Raw genomic sequence first — 18,894 nt, forward strand, 5'->3', positions numbered from 1 at the left:
GGCGGTGACGGCGGTCCTCGCCGAGACGGCCTGGGCCTTTTTCAGAGGAAGAGTCGATGTCGGGTCAGCTGGTCGGAGCCGATGGGTCTAGGGTCCCGCCCATGGGAAATCGTCCGGGCGGCGCCGAAGACGCTTCCGCACGCCCTGCTCACCTGACCGGCGACACGGCTGAACAACCTCCCCCGCTGCCCTGGCAGGTGCCGCTGGATCCGGCGCCTTGGTGGGCCTGGGCGCTGTTCGTGCTGCCCTTCCTCGCCGTGCCCACACTGAACTCCTGGCTCTGGATGGGCGCCCGCGACTTCCTCGCGGTCGCTCTGTTCACCCTGATCGGAGCCTCCGTGGTGCGCGTCGCCGGCGGCGTCGTGCTCTACCGCGTCGAGATCACCGCGACCGCGCTGAAGGCCCGGACCAGCCTGCTCGTCCGCAGCCTGGCCTGGCAGGACGTGGACGACATCGAGATCGTCGACGGCTCGGTGGTGCTGACCAGCGGCAAGGACGAGAACGAGATCAACGGCATCGCCGAGGGCCGGACCGCGTACGTCGCCGCGGTGATGCAGACGGTCCGCGCGGACGCCGACGCCCTGCCCGTACGCCGGTCCAGGCCGCGCCCTGGCATCGGCGTACTGGTGGTCCTGCTGTACCTCGTCCTGTCGGTCGGCGCGTTCCTGCTGCGCTGGCACCTGGTCTGACGGGACATGCCCTGGGGTCGGTCAGGCCCCCGCCCTCCGGAACCACCCCCGAACGGGAAAGGTGAACGATGCTGGGACTGCCAGACCGGATCCAGGTCGGCCTCTTCGACCTGGACGGCGTCCTGACAGACACCGCGGCCGTGCACGCCGCGGCCTGGAAAGAGATGTTCGACAACTTCCTCCAGCAGGACGCGGAGGAGAACGGCAAACCGTACGTGCCCTTCGACGCGCGCGCCGAGTACGACCAGTACGTCGACGGCAAACCCCGCGTCGACGGAGTCCGGGACTTCCTCGCCTCTCGCGACATCGTCCTGCCGGAGGGCACCAACGACGATCCGGGCACCGCGCTCACGGTGAACGGACTCGGCAACCGCAAGAACGAGGCCGTCCGGCACCGCATCCGGACCCAGGGCGTGCAGGTCTTCGAGGGATCCCGCCGCTACCTGGAAGCTGCCAAGCAGGCGGGACTGCGCCGCGCTGTGGTGTCGTCCAGCGCCAACACCCGGGAGGTACTGGACGTGACCGGGCTCGCGCCGTACATCGAGGAGATCGTGGACGGGTTGACGATCCGCGCCGAACACCTGCGCGGCAAACCGGCGCCCGACACCTTCCTGCTGGCGGCGAAGCGGTTGGGCGTCGACCCGCAGGACGCGGTGGTGTTCGAGGACGCGCTGGTCGGCGTGCGGGCCGGGCGAGCGGGCGGGTTCGGCTTCGTGGTCGGCGTCGACCGGGTCGGCCAGGCCGATCAACTCCTTGCCCAGGGCGCCGACATCGTCGTCCAGGATCTCGCCGAACTCCTGGACGGGGAGGGCCGATGATCGACCGCAAGCACCATCCGATCGACCCGTGGCGGCTGCGCGAGAACGAGTTCGAGCTGGAGTACCTGGCCCAGTCGGAGTCGTTGTTCGCCTTGTCGAACGGCCACATCGGCCTGCGCGGCAACCTCGACGAGGGCGAGCCGTACGCGATCCCCGGGACCTACCTGAACTCCTTCTACGAGCGCCGCCCGCTGCCTTACGCCGAAGCGGGGTACGGGTATCCCGAGCAGGGCCAGACCCTGGTGGACGTCACCAACGGCAAGCTGATCCGGCTGATGGTGGACGACTCGCCCTTCGACATCCGGTACGGCGAACTGCACTCCCACGAGCGGGTGCTCGACTTCCGCTCCGGCATCCTGCAGCGAGACGCCGACTGGACCTCGCCGGGCGGCAAGCGGATCAAGGTGCGCTCCCGCCGGCTGGTCTCGCTGACCCAGCGGGCCATCGCCGCGATCGAGTACGTCGTCGAGCCGGTCGACCAGCCCGCGCGGTTCGTCCTGCAGTCCGAGCTCGTCGCGAACGAGACCCAGCCCCAGCTGTCCAACGATCCACGGGTCGCCGCCGCGCTCGACAGGCCGCTGGAGGCGGTGTCGCACGACCGCGACGACGAGGAGATCGTGCTGATCCACCGGACCAAGTCGAGCGAGCTGCTGATGGCCGCTGGGATGAGCCACGAGATCGAGTCGCCCGGCCGGGTCGCGGTCGACATCGACGTCCGGGACGACTGGGCCCGGACCACGGTCATCTGCGAGCTGAAGCCCGGTCAGTACCTGCGCGTGGTGAAGCTGCTCGCCTACGGCTGGTCGAGTCTGCGGTCCGAGACGGCCATCGGGGACCAGGTCGCCGCCGCCCTCGCCGGCGCCCGGTTCTCCGGCTGGAGCGGACTGGTCGAGCAGCAGAAGATGTTCCTCGACGACTTCTGGGACGCGGCGGACGTGGAGGTGCAAGGCCATGCGGAGCTGCAACAGGCCGTCCGGTTCGCGCTGTTCCACGTCCTGCAGTCAGGTGCCCGTGCCGAGCGCCGGGCGATCCCGTCCAAGGGTCTGACCGGCGCCGGGTACGACGGCCACACCTTCTGGGACACCGAAGGTTTCGTGCTGCCCGTGCTGACCTACACGATGCCCGACTCGGCCGCCGACGCCCTGCGCTGGCGGCACTCGATCCTGGACCAGGCCAAGGAACGCGCGGCCGCCCTCGGGTTGCGCGGCGCGGCGTTCCCGTGGCGGACGATCCGCGGCCAGGAGTGTTCGGCGTACTGGCCTGCCGGTACCGCGGCGTTCCATCTCAACGCCGACATCGCCGAGGCGGTGATCCGCTACCACACGGCGACCGGCGACGATCAGTTCATCGAGGACGTGGGTCTCGAGCTGCTGGTGGAGACCGCACGGCTCTGGATGTCCCTGGGCCACCACGACCGCCGCGGCCGCTGGCACATCGCCGGCGTGACCGGGCCGGACGAGTACAGCGCTGTTGCCGACGACAACGTGTTCACCAACCTGATGGCCTCGAAGAACCTGCGCGCCGCGGCCGAGTTCGCCGTCCTTCATCCCGCGAAGGCCCGCGCCCTGTCCGTTGACGCGGAAGAGGAGGCGGCCTGGCGGGACGCGGCCTCCGACGTCTACATCCCGTACGACGAGGAGCTCGGCGTCCATCCGCAGGCCGAGGGCTTCACCGGGCACGCCGAGTGGGACTTCGAGGCGTCGCGCGGCTACCCGCTGATGCTGCACCACCCGTACTTCGAGCTGTACCGCAAGCAGGTGATCAAGCAGGCGGATGTGATGCTGGCGACCTACTGGTGCGGCGAGCTCTTCACGCCGGAGGAGAAGGCGCGGAACTTCGACTACTACGAGCGGCTCACCGTGCGGGACTCGTCCTTGTCGGCCTGCGTGCAAGCCGTGATGGCAGCCGAGGTGGGTCACCTGGACCTCGCCTACGACTACGCCTACGAGGCGGCGCTGATCGATCTGCTCGACCTGCACCACAACACCCGCGACGGTCTGCACATGGCATCGCTGGGTGGGGCGTGGACGGCACTGGTCGCGGGCTTCGGCGGGTTGAGAAGTCGCGAGGGCAAGCTCTGCTTCAACCCGGCGCTGCCACCCGGCATGACCCAGTTGGCCTTCTCCATCCGGTGGCGGGGTGCGCGACTGCGGGTCGAGATCCGCCAGGACGAGGTCACCTATGCCGTGCACAACGGCGCCGACGTCGAGATCACCCTCACGCACGCGGGCGAGGAGTTGACGGTGACCTCCGCCGAGCCGGTGACCCGCCCGGTCGAGCGACGCAAGCCGCTGCTGCCATGTCCCGCCCAGCCACCCGGCCGCGAGCCCATGTCAGCCCTCGGCGGCACCCTCCCCGTCTAGGACGTCACCTTCCGGCGACACCTGGTCGCCGTACCGGCTTGCCGGGTCCGGCATAGGGTCGGGGATATGGACTTTTCCCTGTGGCCCAGTGCGACCAGGAGCTGGCAAGAGGTTCTCGACGGCGCGGAGTACGCCGAACGGACCGGCTGGCACGGCGTCTGGATGGCCGACCATTTCATGCAGAACGGCGACGACCTGTCCGTGCCGATGAACGAGTGCCTCGCCCTGCTGGCAGGCCTCGCGGTACGGACCGAACGGGTACGGCTCGGATCGATGGTGCTCGGCAACACCTACCGGCATCCGGCGGTGGTGGCGAAGCAGGCCGCCACGATCGACCAGATGAGTGGCGGCCGGTTCGTGCTCGGCATCGGCGCCGGCTGGCAGAAGAACGAGCACCACGCGTACGGCATCGACCTGCCGCCGGTGAAGCAGTTGCTGGCCCGCTTCGAGGAGGCCTGCCAGGTCTTCCAGGGCCTGCTCACCCAGGACCGGGCCACTTTCGACGGCGAGTACTACCGGTTGAACGAGGCGCCGCTGGAACCGAAGCCCGCGAAGCTGCCGATCCTGATCGGGGCCTCGGGGGAGAAGGTCGCGCTGCGGATCGTCGCGAAGTACGCCGACGAGTGGAACCACTGGGGCCTGCCCGAGGTCGCTCGGCACAAGGGCGAGGTGTTCCGCGCGCACTGCGAGAAGATCGGCCGCGATCCGGCGACGGTCCGCCGGTCCACCCAGGCGATGATCGAGGTCCTCGTCCCGGGTGACACCGCGGCGGAGGAACGCCGCGACCGGCTCACCGCCGCCGGCCGGCCGGTGATCATGGGTTCGGCCGACCAGGTTCTCGACGTCGTCGCCCGCTACCCCGAGACCGGCATCGACGAGTTCCTGGTGCCGGACTCCTTCCTGGGCAGCGGTTCACGCCGCTTCGACGCGCTGGAACGCCTGCGCGAAGAGGTCTTCAACAAGATCTAGGCCCAGACCACAGGATCTAGGCCTGGACCAACCGAAGCGTCGCGACGACCGGCCAGTGGTCGCTGGGCAGCCGTCCTTCCGGGCGGTAGTGGGAGACGGCTGCCCCGACCGGCTGCCAGGCGTCGTTGACCAGGATGTGGTCGATCCGGTCCCCGTCCGTGGCTCCGGTGAAGGAGTGCTCGGAGCCACCCTCCGAGGCCGGTACGACGTCGCGCAGGCCGGCCTCGGTCAGGGTCTTCAGCGGCGGCGAACCCGGCGTCGCGTTCAGGTCGCCCATCACGATCCAGGGCAGCTCCGTCGCGGTCCAGGCGGCGAGCAGCCGGGACGACTCCACCCGCGCCTTCTCACCGGCGTGGTCGTAGTGCGTGTTCGCCAACCCGATCCCGATGCCGTCCGCGTGCCGCAGCCTCACCAGGGTCGCGATCCGGGTCAGGTGGGCGTCCCAGCCCACCGATCCCGGCGTCGACGGCTCGGCCGACAACCAGCGGGTCTCGTGCGACTCGACCCGCCAGTCGCCCGGCCGGACCATCACCACCGAGTGCTCACCCTCGTGGCCGCCGTCGTCCCGGCCCTCCCCGACGATCTCCCAGCCGGGGAACCGCTGCTGGAGGTACTCGAGCTGGTCGGGCAGCACCTCCTGCAGGCCGACCACCTCGGCGTCGAGCGCCTCGATCGCGGCCGCGGTCGTCTCCCGCCGTACCGGCCAGGAGTCGTCGCCGTCCGGCGCCGAGGAGTTCCGGATGTTGAAGGTCGCCACGCGCAGTTGGAGAGTCACCCGGTCGATCCTGCCAAACCCATCGCGCGCACCGCCGCCTGGAGTCGCGGCCGGCTCGCCTCGATCGCCCGGTCCCGCCCGCGGGCGAGCATCTCGTCGACGGTGCCGGGGTCGGACGCGAGGCGCGCGTACTCCTTCTGCAGCGGCTCGATCACGCCGAGCACCGCGTCCGCGACATCCGCCTTCAACTGCCCGTACGTCGAGTAGCCACTCGCCAGCTCGACCGGATCCTCGTCGGTGCAGGCGGCCAGGATCTCCAGCAGGTTGGTGACTCCGGGCTTGGCCCCCTCGTCGTGGCGGACCTCGCCGTCGGAGTCGGTGACCGCCCGCATGAGCTGCCGGCGGATCACGTCCGGCGGGTCCAGCAGCCGGATCGTGCCGACCGCGTCGTCCGTGTCGGACTTGCTCATCTTGGCCGTCGGCGTCTGCAGATCCTTGATCCGCATCGCCAGTGCCGCCTTCTGGAGCTGCGGGACCACGAACGTCTCGCCGTACTCCCGGTTGAAGCGGATCGCGATGTCCCGGGCGAGCTCGACGTGCTGGTCCTGGTCACCGCCCACCGGGACCCGGTCCGTGCCGTAGAGCAGGATGTCCGCCGCCATCAGGCAGGGATAGGTGAACAGGGAGGCCCGGGTCATCGGTTTGCCCCGGCCCTTCTCCTTGTACTGGATCATCCGGGACAGCTCGCCGACGTACGAGGTGCACTCGAGCAGGTACGCGAGCTGGGCGTGCGCGGGGACGTCCGACTGGATGAACACCGTGCCCGGTGGGAGTCCCGCGGCGAGCATCAGCGTCGCCATCTCGCGGGTCAGCACCCCGAGGCGGCGCGGATCGTGCTTGGTGGTCATCGCATGCAGGTTCGCCACGAAGTAGAACCCGTCCGGGTCGGTGAACCGGCGCAGCGCGCCGAGGTGGTTGCCGAGCGTGAGCCGGCCGGACGGGGTGATGCCGGAGAGCGAGGTCATGATTCCTTCTTTCGAACGGGCCTCGCTGAAGGGCATACAAAAGGCCGCCTCGGCGAGGCGGCCTTTGGATGCGTGTGAACGCTGGGGGTCCGCCCTCAGGCGGCCCACCACTGCTGCAGACGCGTTGTGTTCACAGAAACAGAATAGCCCACGTCGGGTTCCGGGCGGCAACACATCAGGGTCAGCGGCCTTGTGGGCGGGGCGGGGTGGTCTTGGCCGCTGCCAGGGCGTCGACGATGAGTCTGTTCCGGGCGATCTGACCTTGCGGTATCGAGGTGTGCACGCCGTCGCGGAGGTTCCGAACGCGGGCGGGATTCGCTGCGAGGTACTCCGCCCAGTGCACGACGCGCAGGTTCGGGAACCTCCGGACGCGGGCCTCCAACTGCTGGTTGACCCACGCGGTGTTGCGTCGATCGGCCTCGCGGACCGTCGGCGACAGCTTGACCCGGTCCACGTGGACGTTCACCCAGACCACCGTGCGGGACCAGCCGGCGATGCGCATCGCCCGGTCGACCTGCCGCCCGAACGACGGCGGCGCGAAGATGTCGTTCGACCCGGTCGCCATCAGGATCCGCCGGGGGAGCCCGAACTCCCGGGACCACCGCCCCAGCGCGTCGACCACCGCCGACGACGGCTGCCCCGACCAGTTGTGCATGGCCAGCGCGTCCCCGGTCCGCATGGCCAGTGTCCAGGCGAGCGTGTCGCCATCCTGGACGGCGATGCTGTCGCCGAACATCACTACACCGTCGCTCTCGACGACTCGGCGGACCTGCTCGTCCGGCGAGATCGACCGGTCCAGGTCGCGCCACGGACCCAGGCCCCCCGATCCGTAGCCGTCCCCTGTCGCGGTCTGTGTCGCGGTGACCGCCGAAGCCGCCATCACGGCGCCCGTCAGCAACACCTGCCGGCGGCTGGGCAGCGCCGGCCTGAGTTCTCCCCTCACGAGAGGAAGGGTGCTTGTCAATCGCGCGGAACACAAGCCGATCGGCGAGTGGTCCCGCCTGCGAGCGGGGCGCGTACCGCGGGCGCGGGCTAAGGTCGGGGGCATGAGCGGTGAGGCGATGCTGGTCTTCGACGAGGGGCTGACGGCGTACGACTTCGGTCACGGCCATCCGATGAGCCCGATCCGGGTGGATCTGACGGTCCGGCTGGCCCGTGCCCTCGGCGTGCTGGATCTGCTCAAGGTGGTGCCGGCGCCGGTCGCCGACGACGCGCTGCTCCGCACCGTGCACACCGCGGAGTACATCGAAGCGGTGAAGCACGCGGGCGCGGATCCCGACCGACCCGATCTGGAGCACGGCCTCGGCACCGACGACACCTACTGCTTCCCGCAGATGCATGAGGCCTCCGCCCATGTGGTCGGCGCCTCGGTCGAGGCGGCCCGGGCTGTCTGGCAGGGCGACGTGCTGCATGCCGCCAACATCGCGGGCGGGCTGCACCACGCGATGCCCTCGCTGGCCAGCGGATTCTGCGTCTACAACGACCCAGCGATCGCGATCCAGTGGCTGCTCGACCATGGCGCCGAACGGGTCGCGTACGTCGACGTGGACGTGCACCACGGCGACGGAGTACAGGCTGTGTTCTACAACGATCCGCGGGTGCTCACGGTGAGCCTGCACGAGTCGCCGACCACGTTGTTCCCGGGCACGGGGGCCGCGAGTGAGACCGGCGGGCCGGACGCCGAGGGCACGTCGGTGAACATCCCGCTGCCGCCTGGTACCGGGGATGCCGGCTGGCTGCGGGCGTTCCATGCGATCGTGCCGGACGTCGTGAAGGCGTTCCGGCCGTCGGTGCTGGTGACGCAGCACGGGTGCGACTCCCACTTCGAGGACCCGCTGGCGCACCTGACGAAATCCGTGGACGGGCAGCGAGCGGCGTACCTGGCGCTGCACGACCTGGCCCACGAGGTCTGCGGTGGCAAGTGGGTCGCCACCGGAGGCGGCGGCTACGCGATCATCGACGTCGTACCGCGCGCCTGGACGCACCTGCTGGCGATCGTCGCGGGTCAGCCGATCGACCCGTCCACCCCGGTCCCGGAGTCGTGGCGCGAGGACGTGCGGATCCGGTACGCCCGGGTCGCGCCCTCGCGGATGACGGACGGCCGCGACGCGTCGTACGCCGACTGGTCGACCGGGTACAACCCCGACACCTGGCTGGACCGCTCGGTCAAGGCGACCCGGGACGTCAGTTTCCCGCTGCTCGGACTCGATCCGTCCTACTAGCCATCCAGTCACACCAGACACCCCCTTTCCCATTCGCACCAACAGCCACTACGCTCGGTTCATGCACGGGCGGAGGTGCCGGAGGGGAAGCCGGCGCACGACCCGTGCTGGAAGTGCGGTGCGCAATGGCATCAAAGAAGTCCGGTGGTGAGTCGCCGCTCGCCGAGGTGAAGTTCCTGACCGTGGCAGAAGTCGCCACGGCCATGCGCGTGTCCAAGATGACCGTGTACCGCTTGGTGCACTCCGGCGAACTGCCCGCGGTGCGGGTGGGTCGGTCGTTCCGGGTGTCTGAGGACGCCGTGCACGACTACCTCAAGGGCGCGTTCTTCCAGGCCGGATAACAACGAGAAGCGATGGCGGTCGGCTCCCTACGGGGACCGGCCGCCTCGCCCTGCCCTTTGTCACCTCCTGAGCCCGAGCGTTCGCAGTACCGGCGGGCTAGCCTGCCTATAGGTGGGGTGAGGTCGAAGGGGGAACGGTCATGGCCGGTACTGCGGCGCGGTATCTCTACCTCGCACGACATGGCGAGGCGTCACCTGATCAGAGCGAACTCTCCGCCGCCGGCCTTCGCCAGGCAGCTCTGCTCGGTGAGCGGCTTCGGTCGGCGCCTCTGACAGCGATTCACCACAGTCCGCTCGCGCGGGCGGCGCAGACGGCCCGGCTGGTTCGCGGCCAGCTGGATGGCGTTCCGCTGGAGGAGTCCGAGCTGGTCGGCGACTACGTCCCCTACGCGCCGGAAAGAGACGAGCTCCCGCCGGACCTGGCCGACAGCACGCTGGATTTCCTGGCGCTGTTCTCACCGGAGGAGCTCGAGTCCGGTCCGCCGCTGGCCCAGCGAGCCCTTGCGGAGTTCACCGGACCGGTCGACGGGGACGAACCGCGGCATGAGCTCGTCGTGACTCACAACTTCGTCGTCGCCTGGTTGATCCGCGACGCTCTCGACGCCCCGAAGTGGCGGTGGATGGCGCTCAACCATGCGAACGCGGCGCTGACCGTCATCCGCTACGCGCCCGGCCGGGCCGCGAGCATGCTGGTCTACAACGACCTGGGACATCTCCCTCCCGAGCTCCGCTGGACGGGGTTCCCGCCTGAGCTTCGGGTCTGAATCCGCTCGGTCCTTGGAGAGGCGGTCGGTTCGCGGAAGCGGAGTGTCCGGGTTGGGTTCTACGGTGGCCGCATGACTGAGAGCATGCGGGAGATGTTGAAGACGAAGGACATCGTCGGGGCGGAGCTTGCCGACTGGCGGAAGCTGGCTCAGGCGTTCCATGGGCGGTTCCTGACCGGTGATTTCGCCACCGGGCTGAGGTTCGTCGCGGCGATCGGCGCGCTCGGTGAGGAGCTGGGGCACCAGCCCGAGGTGAAGCTGACCGCTACGTTCGTCGACCTGAAGTTGATCAGCGACGACGCGGTCTACCAACCGGACGACGGGCCCGCGACGCAGGTGTCGTGGGTGACGCAGAAGGATGTCGAGGTCGCCCGGCGGATCAGTGAGATCGCCAAGGAACAGGGGATCGCGGCGGACCCGCGCGCCGTGACTCAGGTCGAGCTGGGGTTGGACACTGCCGATGTCGCGGCGCTCGGGCCGTTCTGGGCGGCGGTGCTCACGGGCAGCGCCGATTCACGGCAGGGTGACGACGTTCGCGATCCGGGCGGCCAGGTGCCGACCGTCTGGTTCCAGGGCACCGATGCGCACGAGACCCCGCGGCAGCGCTTCCACATCGACCTCTGGGTGCCGCACGACGTCGCTGAGGAGCGCATCGCCGCCGGGGTGGCGGCCGGCGGCAAGGTGGTCTACGACAAGGAAGCGCCGTCGTTCACCGTGCTCGCCGACCCCGAGGGCAACAAGGTCTGTATCTGCACGTTCCTCGAGCGCTGACCCGCGCGGTCAGACCGTCAGGCGTTTGCGGATTTCTTCCAGGTCGGTGGCGACGGCGGTGCCCCGCTCGGCGTCCTTGGCCAGGTACTCCGTGAGCTCACCCGCGGCCTCGGTGGACTTCTCACGGAGGCGACCGACTCGCGCCGCGGCGTCGGCCTGCTCGGACTTCCTGCGCTTGCTGGTGGTCCAGTAGCGGTAGGCGCCGTAGGCGATGAGGCCGAGCCCGGCCACGATCCAGAACGGGTGGACCAGACCGAGACCCGCGGCCACCACCAGCCCGGCGATCCCGAACGTCACCGGCCCGGCCAGGTCCCGGGACGACAGCGGAGCCACGGTCGCGGTGATCGCGGATTCGGCCGCGGCCAGCGACTGGCGTTCCGGGCCGTCGGGGAGCAGGGTGACCTGGCGCCACTCGATCTCGGTGGTGATCTGCCGCGGGCTGGGCGCGCTCGCAGTACGGGCGAGTTCTTCGGCGCCGGCCAGGACCCCGGCGGCGACGACTCGGAGCGCGGCCGCGGCTAAGTGTGGTTCCTCCTCGCGGCCGAGGTCGGCCTTCAGCAGCTCCTCGACAGACCCGGCCTGGTCGTCGAAGGATCCGCCGCCGCTGTCGGTGCCGTCCGTGATCCGGGTTCGCAGTTCGGCGACTCGTGCCAGCGGTTCCCGCTCGGGTTCGCTGCCTTCGGAGATCAGCAGCCGCAACAGGGCGGAGGTGCTGTGCGGGTCAGGGTGCTCGCCGGCGCCGTAAGCGAGGTCGCGGTCCGGCTCCAGCACCGCGGTGTCACCGGTGATCGTCTCGACCGCCGACCGAAGCAGGCTGAGCCGCTCCCGGACCTTCGCCTGGGCGACGATCTCCGTGAAGTTCGGCGTGTACCCCTTGGCTACGTCGCCCCGGGCTTCGACAGCCGCGAGCCACTTGTCCGCGGATGCGGTGGCCGGCACCTGCAGCCCCGTCACGATCAGGGCCAACCCGTCGGCTCCGAACCCGCCGCGCGCGCCGGTGGTCCACAGAGCCCGCTGCACCCGGGTGACGGTCCCGTCGGCGGCCAAGGCACCGAAGGCCGTGTTCAGCCAGTCGGTCCGGACCTGGTTCCGCCGGCCGAGAGCGGCAAGCGCCAGGCACAGGAAGATCGACGTACGGCGAGCGTCGCGCGCCATCGCCTCCGCCAGCGGGCCGCCTTCCGCCTCGCCCGGCTGCTCGGCGGCATGGCCGATCGCCTCGGTCGACAGGAGGCGGAGCGCGTCAACGGCAGGCCCGAGCCAGTACCCCGGTACTGCGCGCGTCGCCGCGGGCGGGGTGTCGCCGGAGGCCAGGCCGGACAACACCTGCCCGGCGTGACGGCGTACCTCGGAGGCGTCGGCGAAGCCGATCAACTCGTAGCGGATGTCGGACAGCTCGACGAAGGCGTCGAAGGCGGTGGTCAGCCGTTGCAGCCTGGACTCCATGCCGCCCTGCAGCTGGGACAACCGGGACCGCAGGCTCGAGGCGTCGGAGAGCGCCCGCGACATCTCGCCCCGTAGTTCTTGCAGCTGCTGGTTCTGGCGGCGCTCGGTGTACCAGTCCGACATTGCGGCTCCCGTCAGTTCGGCCAATGCGCGCAACAGCATCCCGCGCGCCGGGGGTCAGACGCACGACCCTCGCCGATGGCACCCACCGCGCCAAAAACAGTGCGGGTGAAGGGGCCGCAAAGATTATCGTCGGGGGATGGTTGAGCTTGTGGTGCCGACTGTGGAGTTGCGGGAGTCCTGGCTGGACTCGCTGAAGGAGTGGGGTGCCGCCCACCAGGACGGCGCCGGCCTGGGAGAGGGCGACGAGGTGGAGTCGCCCGAAGGCTTTGCCCGCTGGGTCGCGCGGTTGAGGCGGCAGGCGGACCACTCGATCCCGGTCGATCCAGGACGGGTGCACGCCAGCTACTGGTGGATCGTCGAGGACGAGACGTACCTGGGCGCGATCTCGCTGCGGCACGAGTTGAACGACTTCCTGCTCGATGCCGGCGGTCACATCGGGTACGGCGTACGGCCGTCCGCGCGCAGGCGTGGGCTGGCGAGGTGGGCCTTGGGTGCGACGCTCGACAGAGCACGCGAGCTGGGGCTGGCTCGCGTGCTCGTCACCTGTGACGACTCCAACGTCGCGTCCGCGCACACGATCGAGGGCAACGGCGGGGTGCTCGAAGACGTGCGCACGACCACTCTGGGGCTGACCCGCCGCTACTGGATCGACTTGTGATCCAGTCGCTGGAAGAGTGGGGTCGCCGCGGGGAGGACGCCGTCGACGGCGGTGCACTGTTCCTTGATGCGGGCTGAAGCCCCTGGCAGGAAGGGCTCCAGCTCGGCTGCGAGGCCGAGACAGGTCTCCAGAATGAGGTCGAGTACGCCGTCGAGGTCTGGGGACTGGTCCCGTGCCAGTTCCCAGGGTCTGGTGGTCTCGATGCACCGGTTGGCGGCCTCCACGATCGTCCAGAGCGCGGCCGCCGCCCGGCGGAAGTCGAACTCCGTCAAGTACTCGGCGACCTCACAAGGTGCCGTGTCCCAGACGCGCAGGAGCTCCTCAGTCCCGGCCGCCGCTCCGCTGGTCGCCGGCGGGACGCGGCCGCCGCGGTACCGGTGGATCATCGAGACGACCCGGTTGACGAGGTTGCCCAGGCCGCCGGCGAGGTCCGTGTTGGCGCGGCTGATCAGGCGGTCGACGGTGAAGTCCGTGTCGCCGGTGCGCGGAACCTCGCGGATCAGCCACCAGCGCACGGCGTCCACCCCGAACTCGGCGACCAGGTCGGCCGGGTCGATCGCCGTACCGCTCGACTTGCTGATCTTGCGCCCGTCGACCGTGAGGTAGTCGTGAACGAAGATCGCCGTCGGCAACGGTAACCCCGCGGACAGCAGCATGGCCGGCCAGTAGACGGCGTGGAACCGCACGACTCCCTTGCCTGCCAGGTGAATGCGGTGGTTGGCGCGGGTCCACCACTTGTCGAAGCCGGTCTCGTCGCCACCGTAGCCGAGACTCGTCACGTAGTTGCCCAAGGCATCCCACCAGACATAGACGACCTGATCGGGATCACCAGGGACCGGGATGCCCCAGCCGCGAGCGCGCTGCTGCGACCGCGAGACGGAGAAGTCGTGCAACCCGCTCGCGATGAGGCTCAGTACTTCGTTGCGCCGGCTCGCTGGTACGACTCGTAACCGGTTGCTCGAGATCAACTCCCGCAGGGTTTCGGCGTACCGGGACAGCCGGAAGAACCAGTTCTCCTCGGCGACGAGTTGTGGCTCGGTGCCGTGCTCAGGGCATCGCCCGTCCGTGAGGTCGTCCGCGGTGTAGAACTGCTCGCAGCCGACGCAGTACAGGCCCTCATAGTGCTTGCGGTACAGGTCTCCCGTGGCGGCGCACCGCTGCCACAACCGCTCGACTCCGACCCGGTGCCGCGGATCGCTGCTCGTGCGGATGAAGTCGTCGAACGACAACTCCAGCGGCCCCCGCAGCCCTTCGAAAGCGGCCGCATTGCGATCGACCAACTCCTGTACTCCGATTCCCTCCGCCTCCGCGGCCAGCACATTCTTCAGGGAATTCTCGTCGGTCCCGGTGAGGAACCGGACCTCGTGGCCGGCCAGGCGGCGATGTCGTGCCAGCACGTCGGCCTGGACCAGTTCCAGGGCGAACCCCAGATGCGGCCGGGCATTGACGAACGGGATGGTCGTGGTGATGTAGGAACGCGTCATCGGTACCTCCTCATCAGCCGAGACGAGGCCCACAACGCGAAAGAGGCCCCGACTCGGGGCCTCGGAATCGTCAGATGTCCGTGTGTCAGCAGCCCCGCGCGCGGGGCATCATCGGCGACAACGGACGGATGCTCATACCAGCGAGGCTAACAGCCACGGCGGCTCGGACCCAGCCATTAACCCGCGCTGTCACGGCCAGATCGACTGGGTGACCGCGAGACCGAGATAGGCCGAACCGAGGGCGGCAAGGATGCTGGCCGCGACGTTCAGGCCGGCGGTGAATCTGGATCCTCGTTCGAACAGGCGCAGCGTCTCGTAGGAGAAGGTCGAGTAGGTGGTCAGCGCACCGCAGAGCCCTGTGCCCACGAGGAGTTGGACCCAGTGCGGGACGTCCGCGGCGCTCGTCGCGCCGGTGACGAAGCCGAGGATCGCCGACCCCACGACGTTCACGGTGAACGTGCCCCACGGGAAGTCGCTGTCGTGCCGTTCCTGGATGAAGCGGTCTGTCAGGTAGCGCAGTGGAGCGCCGACCAGCGCGCCTGCGATCACCAGGAGCAACTTCATCCCGACCTCCGGTGGACGAGCGCCCGGGTCGTCGTGGTGGTGGCCCAGACCACTGCCAGCGCGCCGATCACGGTGATCGCCAGGTAGAGCAACGCGGTGACGGGGTGGCCGTCGTTGAGGAGTCCCTGGATGTCGACGGCGTAGGTGGAGAAGGTGGTGAAGCCGCCCAGGATTCCCGTTCCCAGGAAGGGCCGCACCAGCCGGTGCGTCATCCAGACCTCGGAGACCAGGACCATCAGGACGCCGATCAGCGCGCAGCCCACCATGTTGATCATGAAGGTGGCCCAGGGCAACGACCCGGACGAGGTCGGCCAGGCCAGCTCGACCAGGTAGCGGGCCGAGGCGCCGATCGCACCGCCGATCGCGATCGCCGTGACGACCGGCAGTTCACTCGCCCGGACCTCGGCCGGAGCGGGGTGCCGCAGATCGACGTCGGGGTCGATCGGCTCCCGCGACGCCGGATCGAGGTGCCCGTGTGTCACTCCTGGAACCTTACGGGAGGCCGGGTGTGGTGGTCTTGCGGTGGGGGAGACTGGCGGGCATGACGACGAGGTACGGCGGGCCAGGGGCGCGGCTGGCAGGGGACGGACTGGTACTGCGGGAGTGGGAACGCGGCGACGTGGTCGCGATGGTGGAGTTGTTCGACAATCCCGAGGTCGCGTACTGGACGCCGCTCGTGACGCCGTTCGACCTGGCGGCGGCCGAGGCCTACGTCGACGCGGCGCACAGCGACAACGGGCGGCTCCACCTCGCCATCACCACGGACGGCGGCGAGCCGATGGGCGAGGTGATGGTGAACGGGAAGGCCGCCGCCCTCGGATACGCCGTCGGGCCCGCCTTCCGCGGCCAGGGGTTGGCCCATCGCTCGCTGATCCTGCTGACCGAATACGCGCACGAGGTGCTCGGTCTGGAGCGACTGATCCTGGAGATCGAGCCGGACAACGCCGCGAGCTCAGCAGTCGCCCGGCGGGCCGGCTACCGGCTCACCGACCTCCCGCTCATCACCGTGACGGACAAGGGCCGCGAACTGACCCTCACCACCTGGGAACACCTCGCCTGAAGCCGGTTCTGCTCCGGGGTCTCCGGGCCGCCGAGGAACGCGGTCATCTCGGCGGTGTCGCACCGCTCCAGCAGCGAGATGCCGTCCGCCGTCCACGGCCTCAGGGAGACCATGTCAGTTCCGTCGGGCCTTGATGGCGAGGGCGTGGGGGACGGGCATGTCGCCGGGCTCCTCGATGTGTTCGACCGTCAACTCGGGGCGGAGGAACGCGTTCAGCAACTCGGGCAGCGGGATGTGGCGCATGCCGACCTGCCGAATGGTGTCGAAGTTCCGGCCGGTGCCGCAGCCGAGATCCAGGCAGGGACCCGAACCGGGGCCGAGAAGCTCGGGGAGCGAGGGCATATGCCGTGGCGCGCCGACCACGAAACGGGCGTCGTACCAATCGGCCAGGCCGTTGTAACGAGCGGTCATACAGGCCTCCCCAGTCGCCGGAAACCACCCTATCCAAGCGCCCGGACAATCCCCAGGCGCCGCTGGATCAGCGGTGGCACCGGCCTCACTTAGGTCAGGAAGGTGACCTACAGGTAGGCTTTGCCGACGCTCTCTTTAAGTTTGGAAGGTCCACTGTGGGTTCCGTTATCAAGAAGCGCCGTAAGCGTATGGCGAAGAAGAAGCACCGCAAGCTGCTGAAGAAGACGCGGGTGCAGCGCCGCAAGCTCGGCAAGTAGCAAGTCCCGCCGGCCTGGCGACAGGTTGGCGTTGTGTGGAGTTGCTGTCTGGCTGGGGGTACTCGTGGCACAGGTAGTGATGGTTACCGGCGTCTCCCGGGACGCCGGTGCTCGTTGTGCCCGCCGCCTGGCAGCCGATCCCGGTATCGACACCGTGATCGGCATCGACGTGGTGCCGCCGCGGGCCGAGCTCGGCCGGGTCCGGTTCGTCCGCGCGGACATCCGCAACCCCGTCATCGCGAAGGTCATCGCCGGTGAGGACGTCGACACGGTCGTCCACACGGGCGTCGTGGCGACCCCTGGCAGCGCCGGTGGCCGTTCGTCGATGAAGGAGATCAACGTCATCGGCACCATGCAGTTGCTCGCCGCGTGCCAGAAGGCGCCCGGTGTGAGCAAGCTGGTGGTCAAGTCGTCGACCACCGTGTACGGCGCCGGCCCGCGCGACCCCGCGATGTTCACCGAGGAGATGGCGCCCCGGGCGATCCATCAGACCGGTTTGAGCAAGGACGCGGTCGAGGTCGAGGGCTACGTGCGCGGCTTCGCCCGGCGCCGCCCGGACGTCTGCGTCACCACCCTGCGGATGGCCAACTGGATCGGCCCGCAGACCGACTCTCCGATCACCCGGTACTTCGCGATGCCGGTGGTCCCGACCGTCTTCGGCTACGACGCCCGCCTGCAGTTCCTGCACGAGGACGACGGCGTCGAGGCGATCCACCACGCGACCATGATCGACCTGCCCGGCACCTTCAACCTGGCCGGCGACGGCGTGCTCTCGCTCTCCCAGGCGATCCGCCGCCTCGGCCGCCCGGTGCTCCGATTCCCCTCCTTCACCGCGGCCAGCACAGCGGCCGTCGTCCGCCGGGCCAGGCTCGCGGACTTCTCGCCCGACCAGATCACCTTCCTGACCTATGGCCGGGCCGTCGACACCACCCGGATGCGCAGCGAGTTCGGCTTCGAACCGAAGTACACGACCGCGAGCGCGTTCGACGACTTCCGTGCCTCGCTCGGCCCGGGCGCGGTCACGACCGCCTCGCGACTGGTGGCCGCCGGGCTGAATGCCGGTCTGGGGGCACTCCGTGGCTGACGCCGACGTCATCCCGATCGGCTCCGGTGGACGCCCCGGCCGCGGCAGCGGACGTCGTACCACGCCGTCCGCCGCGGCCCGCGCACTCGCCGGCCCCGGAGCGGCGAAGGCTCGTGGCGCCCGCACAGCAAAGACCCGCGCAGCCGCCGTGGAATCCCCGGCGGAGTCCCGGGGTGTTGCCGCGCCTGGAGTGCAAGCCGCGCCCGAGCCCGGAGTACAGGCCACGGCTGAGGCCGCAGTACAGGGTGGGCAGGATTTTGCCGGGTTCGAGCGGTTCATCCGGGAGACGTTCGGGGCTGATGGTGAGGCCAAGATTGCCGAGTTCCTCGCGTTCCTGCGGCGGCGGTTGACCGGGGACTACGAGGTCGACGAGTTCGGGTACGACCCCGAGCTCACCGACCAGGTCCTCCTCTCGGTACTGCGCCCGCTGGCGGAGAAGTGGTTCCGGGTCGAGGTTCGGGGCGTGGAAAACATCCCCGACACCGGCGGCGCGCTGATCGTCGCGAACCACTCCGGCACGATGCCGCTGGACGGGCTGATCACCCAGCTGATCATCGCGGACCACACGAACCGTCCGCTGCGCACGCTCGCCGCGGACCTGGTGTTCCAGACGCCGTTCGTGGGCGAGTTGGCCCGCAAGGGGGGCGCGACCCTGGCGAGCAACGACGATGCCGAGCGGCTGCTGAGCCGGGGCAACCTGGTCGGCGTCTGGCCGGAGGGGTTCAAGGGGATCGGGAAGCCGTTCAGCGAGCGCTACAAGCTGCAGAGGTTCGGCCGGGGCGGCTTCGTCAGCGCGGCGATGCGCACCGGCGTACCGATCGTCCCCTGCTCGATCGTCGGCGCCGAGGAGATCTACCCCCTCGTCGGCAACATGGCCTCCCTGGCGCGACTGCTGGGCGTCCCCTACATCCCGATCACGCCGTTCTTCCCCCTGCTGGGACCCCTCGGCCTGATCCCACTGCCCTCCAAGTGGCTGATCGAGTTCGGCGAACCCATCCGCACCGACGACTTCGCCGAAGGCGCCGCCGACGACCCCATGCTCGTCTTCAACGTCACCGACCAGGTCCGCGAAACCATCCAGCAGACCCTCTACGCACTCCTGATGCAACGCCGCAGCGTCTTCTTCTAGCCCC

General features: G+C 69.4%; 21 protein-coding genes. 13 read left to right on the forward strand and 8 right to left on the reverse strand.

Annotated features, from left to right (window positions below; all coding sequences use genetic code 11):
- Positions 1-101: 101 nt before the first annotated feature.
- From EV648_RS02265 to EV648_RS02280, 4 genes are all read left to right on the forward strand, one after another.
- Entirely contained in the window at positions 102-689 is a 588-nt protein-coding gene (locus EV648_RS02265) for a hypothetical protein (protein ID WP_132284489.1), read from the forward strand.
- A gap of 68 nt (positions 690-757) precedes the next feature.
- Positions 758-1,507, forward strand: a complete 750-nt coding sequence (locus tag EV648_RS02270) for an HAD family phosphatase (protein ID WP_132284491.1) — start codon at positions 758-760, stop codon at positions 1,505-1,507.
- Complete coding sequence (locus EV648_RS02275; protein ID WP_132284493.1) at positions 1,504-3,870, forward strand: glycoside hydrolase family 65 protein; 2,367 nt, start codon at positions 1,504-1,506, stop codon at positions 3,868-3,870. The genes EV648_RS02270 and EV648_RS02275 overlap by 4 nt, the downstream gene beginning before the upstream one ends.
- A gap of 66 nt (positions 3,871-3,936) precedes the next feature.
- Complete coding sequence (locus tag EV648_RS02280; RefSeq protein WP_132284495.1) at positions 3,937-4,839, forward strand: TIGR03560 family F420-dependent LLM class oxidoreductase; 903 nt, start codon at positions 3,937-3,939, stop codon at positions 4,837-4,839.
- 16 nt (positions 4,840-4,855) lie between these two features.
- Here the strand turns inward: EV648_RS02280 and EV648_RS02285 are convergent, their stop codons facing one another.
- The 3 genes from EV648_RS02285 to EV648_RS02295 all read right to left on the reverse strand — a co-directional run bounded on the left by EV648_RS02285 (position 4,856) and on the right by EV648_RS02295 (position 7,522).
- On the reverse strand, positions 4,856-5,614 hold the full coding sequence (locus EV648_RS02285) for an endonuclease/exonuclease/phosphatase family protein (RefSeq protein ID WP_132284497.1): 759 nt from the start codon (positions 5,612-5,614) through the stop codon (positions 4,856-4,858).
- Positions 5,611-6,579 carry a tryptophan--tRNA ligase gene (gene trpS / locus EV648_RS02290; protein ID WP_132284499.1) on the reverse strand — a complete coding sequence of 323 codons (969 nt, stop codon included), beginning with the start codon at positions 6,577-6,579 and terminating at the stop codon, positions 5,611-5,613. Before trpS ends, EV648_RS02285 begins: the two co-directional genes overlap by 4 nt.
- 181 nt (positions 6,580-6,760) lie before the next feature.
- On the reverse strand, positions 6,761-7,522 hold the full coding sequence (locus EV648_RS02295) for a hypothetical protein (RefSeq protein WP_241994822.1): 762 nt from the start codon (positions 7,520-7,522) through the stop codon (positions 6,761-6,763).
- Between the two features lie 103 nt (positions 7,523-7,625).
- Here EV648_RS02295 and EV648_RS02300 point away from each other — a divergent pair, with 103 nt between their 5' ends.
- From EV648_RS02300 to EV648_RS02315, 4 genes are all read left to right on the forward strand, one after another.
- Complete coding sequence (locus tag EV648_RS02300; RefSeq protein WP_132284501.1) at positions 7,626-8,801, forward strand: acetoin utilization protein AcuC; 1,176 nt, start codon at positions 7,626-7,628, stop codon at positions 8,799-8,801.
- Between the two features lie 125 nt (positions 8,802-8,926).
- Complete coding sequence (locus EV648_RS02305) at positions 8,927-9,142, forward strand: helix-turn-helix domain-containing protein (protein WP_112248247.1); 216 nt, start codon at positions 8,927-8,929, stop codon at positions 9,140-9,142.
- 140 nt (positions 9,143-9,282) lie between these two features.
- Entirely contained in the window at positions 9,283-9,906 is a 624-nt protein-coding gene (locus EV648_RS02310) for a histidine phosphatase family protein (protein ID WP_132284503.1), read from the forward strand.
- Between the two features lie 72 nt (positions 9,907-9,978).
- Positions 9,979-10,677, forward strand: a complete 699-nt coding sequence (locus EV648_RS02315) for a VOC family protein (RefSeq protein WP_241994823.1) — start codon at positions 9,979-9,981, stop codon at positions 10,675-10,677.
- A gap of 9 nt (positions 10,678-10,686) precedes the next feature.
- Here the strand turns inward: EV648_RS02315 and EV648_RS02320 are convergent, their stop codons facing one another.
- Entirely contained in the window at positions 10,687-12,243 is a 1,557-nt protein-coding gene (locus tag EV648_RS02320) for a hypothetical protein (RefSeq protein WP_132284505.1), read from the reverse strand.
- Positions 12,244-12,379: 136 nt separating this feature from the next.
- Between EV648_RS02320 and EV648_RS02325 the strand changes: the two genes are divergently transcribed.
- Positions 12,380-12,901 carry a GNAT family N-acetyltransferase gene (locus tag EV648_RS02325; protein WP_132284507.1) on the forward strand — a complete coding sequence of 174 codons (522 nt, stop codon included), beginning with the start codon at positions 12,380-12,382 and terminating at the stop codon, positions 12,899-12,901.
- On the opposite strand, the gene EV648_RS02330 is transcribed toward EV648_RS02325, so the two are convergent.
- The 3 genes from EV648_RS02330 to crcB (EV648_RS02340) all read right to left on the reverse strand — a co-directional run bounded on the left by EV648_RS02330 (position 12,883) and on the right by crcB (EV648_RS02340) (position 15,431).
- Entirely contained in the window at positions 12,883-14,385 is a 1,503-nt protein-coding gene (locus EV648_RS02330; RefSeq protein ID WP_132284509.1) for a methionine--tRNA ligase, read from the reverse strand. The two genes, EV648_RS02325 and EV648_RS02330, sit on opposite strands and share 19 nt — an antisense overlap.
- A 189-nt stretch (positions 14,386-14,574) precedes the next feature.
- Positions 14,575-14,949 (reverse strand): fluoride efflux transporter CrcB, encoded by a 375-nt coding sequence (gene crcB, locus EV648_RS02335; RefSeq protein ID WP_132284511.1) that lies wholly within the window; start codon positions 14,947-14,949, stop codon positions 14,575-14,577.
- Positions 14,946-15,431 carry a fluoride efflux transporter CrcB gene (gene crcB / locus EV648_RS02340; protein WP_132284513.1) on the reverse strand — a complete coding sequence of 162 codons (486 nt, stop codon included), beginning with the start codon at positions 15,429-15,431 and terminating at the stop codon, positions 14,946-14,948. Before crcB (EV648_RS02340) ends, crcB (EV648_RS02335) begins: the two co-directional genes overlap by 4 nt.
- Positions 15,432-15,490: 59 nt before the next feature.
- Between crcB (EV648_RS02340) and EV648_RS02345 the strand changes: the two genes are divergently transcribed.
- Complete coding sequence (locus tag EV648_RS02345; protein WP_132284515.1) at positions 15,491-16,009, forward strand: GNAT family N-acetyltransferase; 519 nt, start codon at positions 15,491-15,493, stop codon at positions 16,007-16,009.
- A gap of 114 nt (positions 16,010-16,123) precedes the next feature.
- Here EV648_RS02345 and EV648_RS02350 read toward each other — a convergent pair whose 3' ends face one another.
- Complete coding sequence (locus EV648_RS02350) at positions 16,124-16,420, reverse strand: hypothetical protein (protein ID WP_132284517.1); 297 nt, start codon at positions 16,418-16,420, stop codon at positions 16,124-16,126.
- 155 nt (positions 16,421-16,575) lie between these two features.
- Here EV648_RS02350 and EV648_RS02355 point away from each other — a divergent pair, with 155 nt between their 5' ends.
- From EV648_RS02355 to EV648_RS02365, 3 genes are all read left to right on the forward strand, one after another.
- Positions 16,576-16,677 carry a 30S ribosomal protein bS22 gene (locus EV648_RS02355; protein ID WP_008356322.1) on the forward strand — a complete coding sequence of 34 codons (102 nt, stop codon included), beginning with the start codon at positions 16,576-16,578 and terminating at the stop codon, positions 16,675-16,677.
- Positions 16,678-16,756: 79 nt separating this feature from the next.
- Positions 16,757-17,761, forward strand: coding sequence for an NAD-dependent epimerase/dehydratase family protein (locus EV648_RS02360; RefSeq protein ID WP_132285066.1), 1,005 nt, complete (start codon positions 16,757-16,759; stop codon positions 17,759-17,761).
- Positions 17,754-18,890: a lysophospholipid acyltransferase family protein gene (locus EV648_RS02365; protein WP_132284519.1), complete on the forward strand. Its 1,137-nt coding sequence runs from the start codon at positions 17,754-17,756 to the stop codon at positions 18,888-18,890. The genes EV648_RS02360 and EV648_RS02365 overlap by 8 nt, the downstream gene beginning before the upstream one ends.
- The last annotated feature ends 4 nt before the right edge of the window (positions 18,891-18,894 follow it).

Origin of the sequence: Kribbella sp. VKM Ac-2568 (assembly GCF_004345365.1) — a bacterium.
Taxonomy (GTDB): Bacteria; Actinomycetota; Actinomycetes; order Propionibacteriales; family Kribbellaceae; genus Kribbella; species Kribbella orskensis.

What these genes read in the sequence shown, in the direction of transcription:
- EV648_RS02265 (WP_132284489.1), top strand. Translation starts at nt 102, where the DNA reads ATGGGAAATCGTCCGGGCGGCGCCGAAGACGCTTCCGCACGCCCTGCT.
- EV648_RS02270 (WP_132284491.1), top strand. Translation starts at nt 758, where the DNA reads ATGCTGGGACTGCCAGACCGGATCCAGGTCGGCCTCTTCGACCTGGAC.
- EV648_RS02275 (WP_132284493.1), top strand. Translation starts at nt 1,504, where the DNA reads ATGATCGACCGCAAGCACCATCCGATCGACCCGTGGCGGCTGCGCGAG.
- EV648_RS02280 (WP_132284495.1), top strand. Translation starts at nt 3,937, where the DNA reads ATGGACTTTTCCCTGTGGCCCAGTGCGACCAGGAGCTGGCAAGAGGTT.
- trpS (WP_132284499.1), bottom strand. Translation starts at nt 6,579, where the DNA reads ATGACCTCGCTCTCCGGCATCACCCCGTCCGGCCGGCTCACGCTCGGC.
- EV648_RS02300 (WP_132284501.1), top strand. Translation starts at nt 7,626, where the DNA reads ATGAGCGGTGAGGCGATGCTGGTCTTCGACGAGGGGCTGACGGCGTAC.
- EV648_RS02305 (WP_112248247.1), top strand. Translation starts at nt 8,927, where the DNA reads ATGGCATCAAAGAAGTCCGGTGGTGAGTCGCCGCTCGCCGAGGTGAAG.
- EV648_RS02310 (WP_132284503.1), top strand. Translation starts at nt 9,283, where the DNA reads ATGGCCGGTACTGCGGCGCGGTATCTCTACCTCGCACGACATGGCGAG.
- EV648_RS02315 (WP_241994823.1), top strand. Translation starts at nt 9,979, where the DNA reads ATGACTGAGAGCATGCGGGAGATGTTGAAGACGAAGGACATCGTCGGG.
- EV648_RS02320 (WP_132284505.1), bottom strand. Translation starts at nt 12,243, where the DNA reads ATGTCGGACTGGTACACCGAGCGCCGCCAGAACCAGCAGCTGCAAGAA.
- EV648_RS02325 (WP_132284507.1), top strand. Translation starts at nt 12,380, where the DNA reads ATGGTTGAGCTTGTGGTGCCGACTGTGGAGTTGCGGGAGTCCTGGCTG.
- EV648_RS02330 (WP_132284509.1), bottom strand. Translation starts at nt 14,385, where the DNA reads ATGACGCGTTCCTACATCACCACGACCATCCCGTTCGTCAATGCCCGG.
- crcB (WP_132284511.1), bottom strand. Translation starts at nt 14,949, where the DNA reads ATGAAGTTGCTCCTGGTGATCGCAGGCGCGCTGGTCGGCGCTCCACTG.
- EV648_RS02345 (WP_132284515.1), top strand. Translation starts at nt 15,491, where the DNA reads ATGACGACGAGGTACGGCGGGCCAGGGGCGCGGCTGGCAGGGGACGGA.
- EV648_RS02350 (WP_132284517.1), bottom strand. Translation starts at nt 16,420, where the DNA reads ATGACCGCTCGTTACAACGGCCTGGCCGATTGGTACGACGCCCGTTTC.
- EV648_RS02360 (WP_132285066.1), top strand. Translation starts at nt 16,757, where the DNA reads ATGGTTACCGGCGTCTCCCGGGACGCCGGTGCTCGTTGTGCCCGCCGC.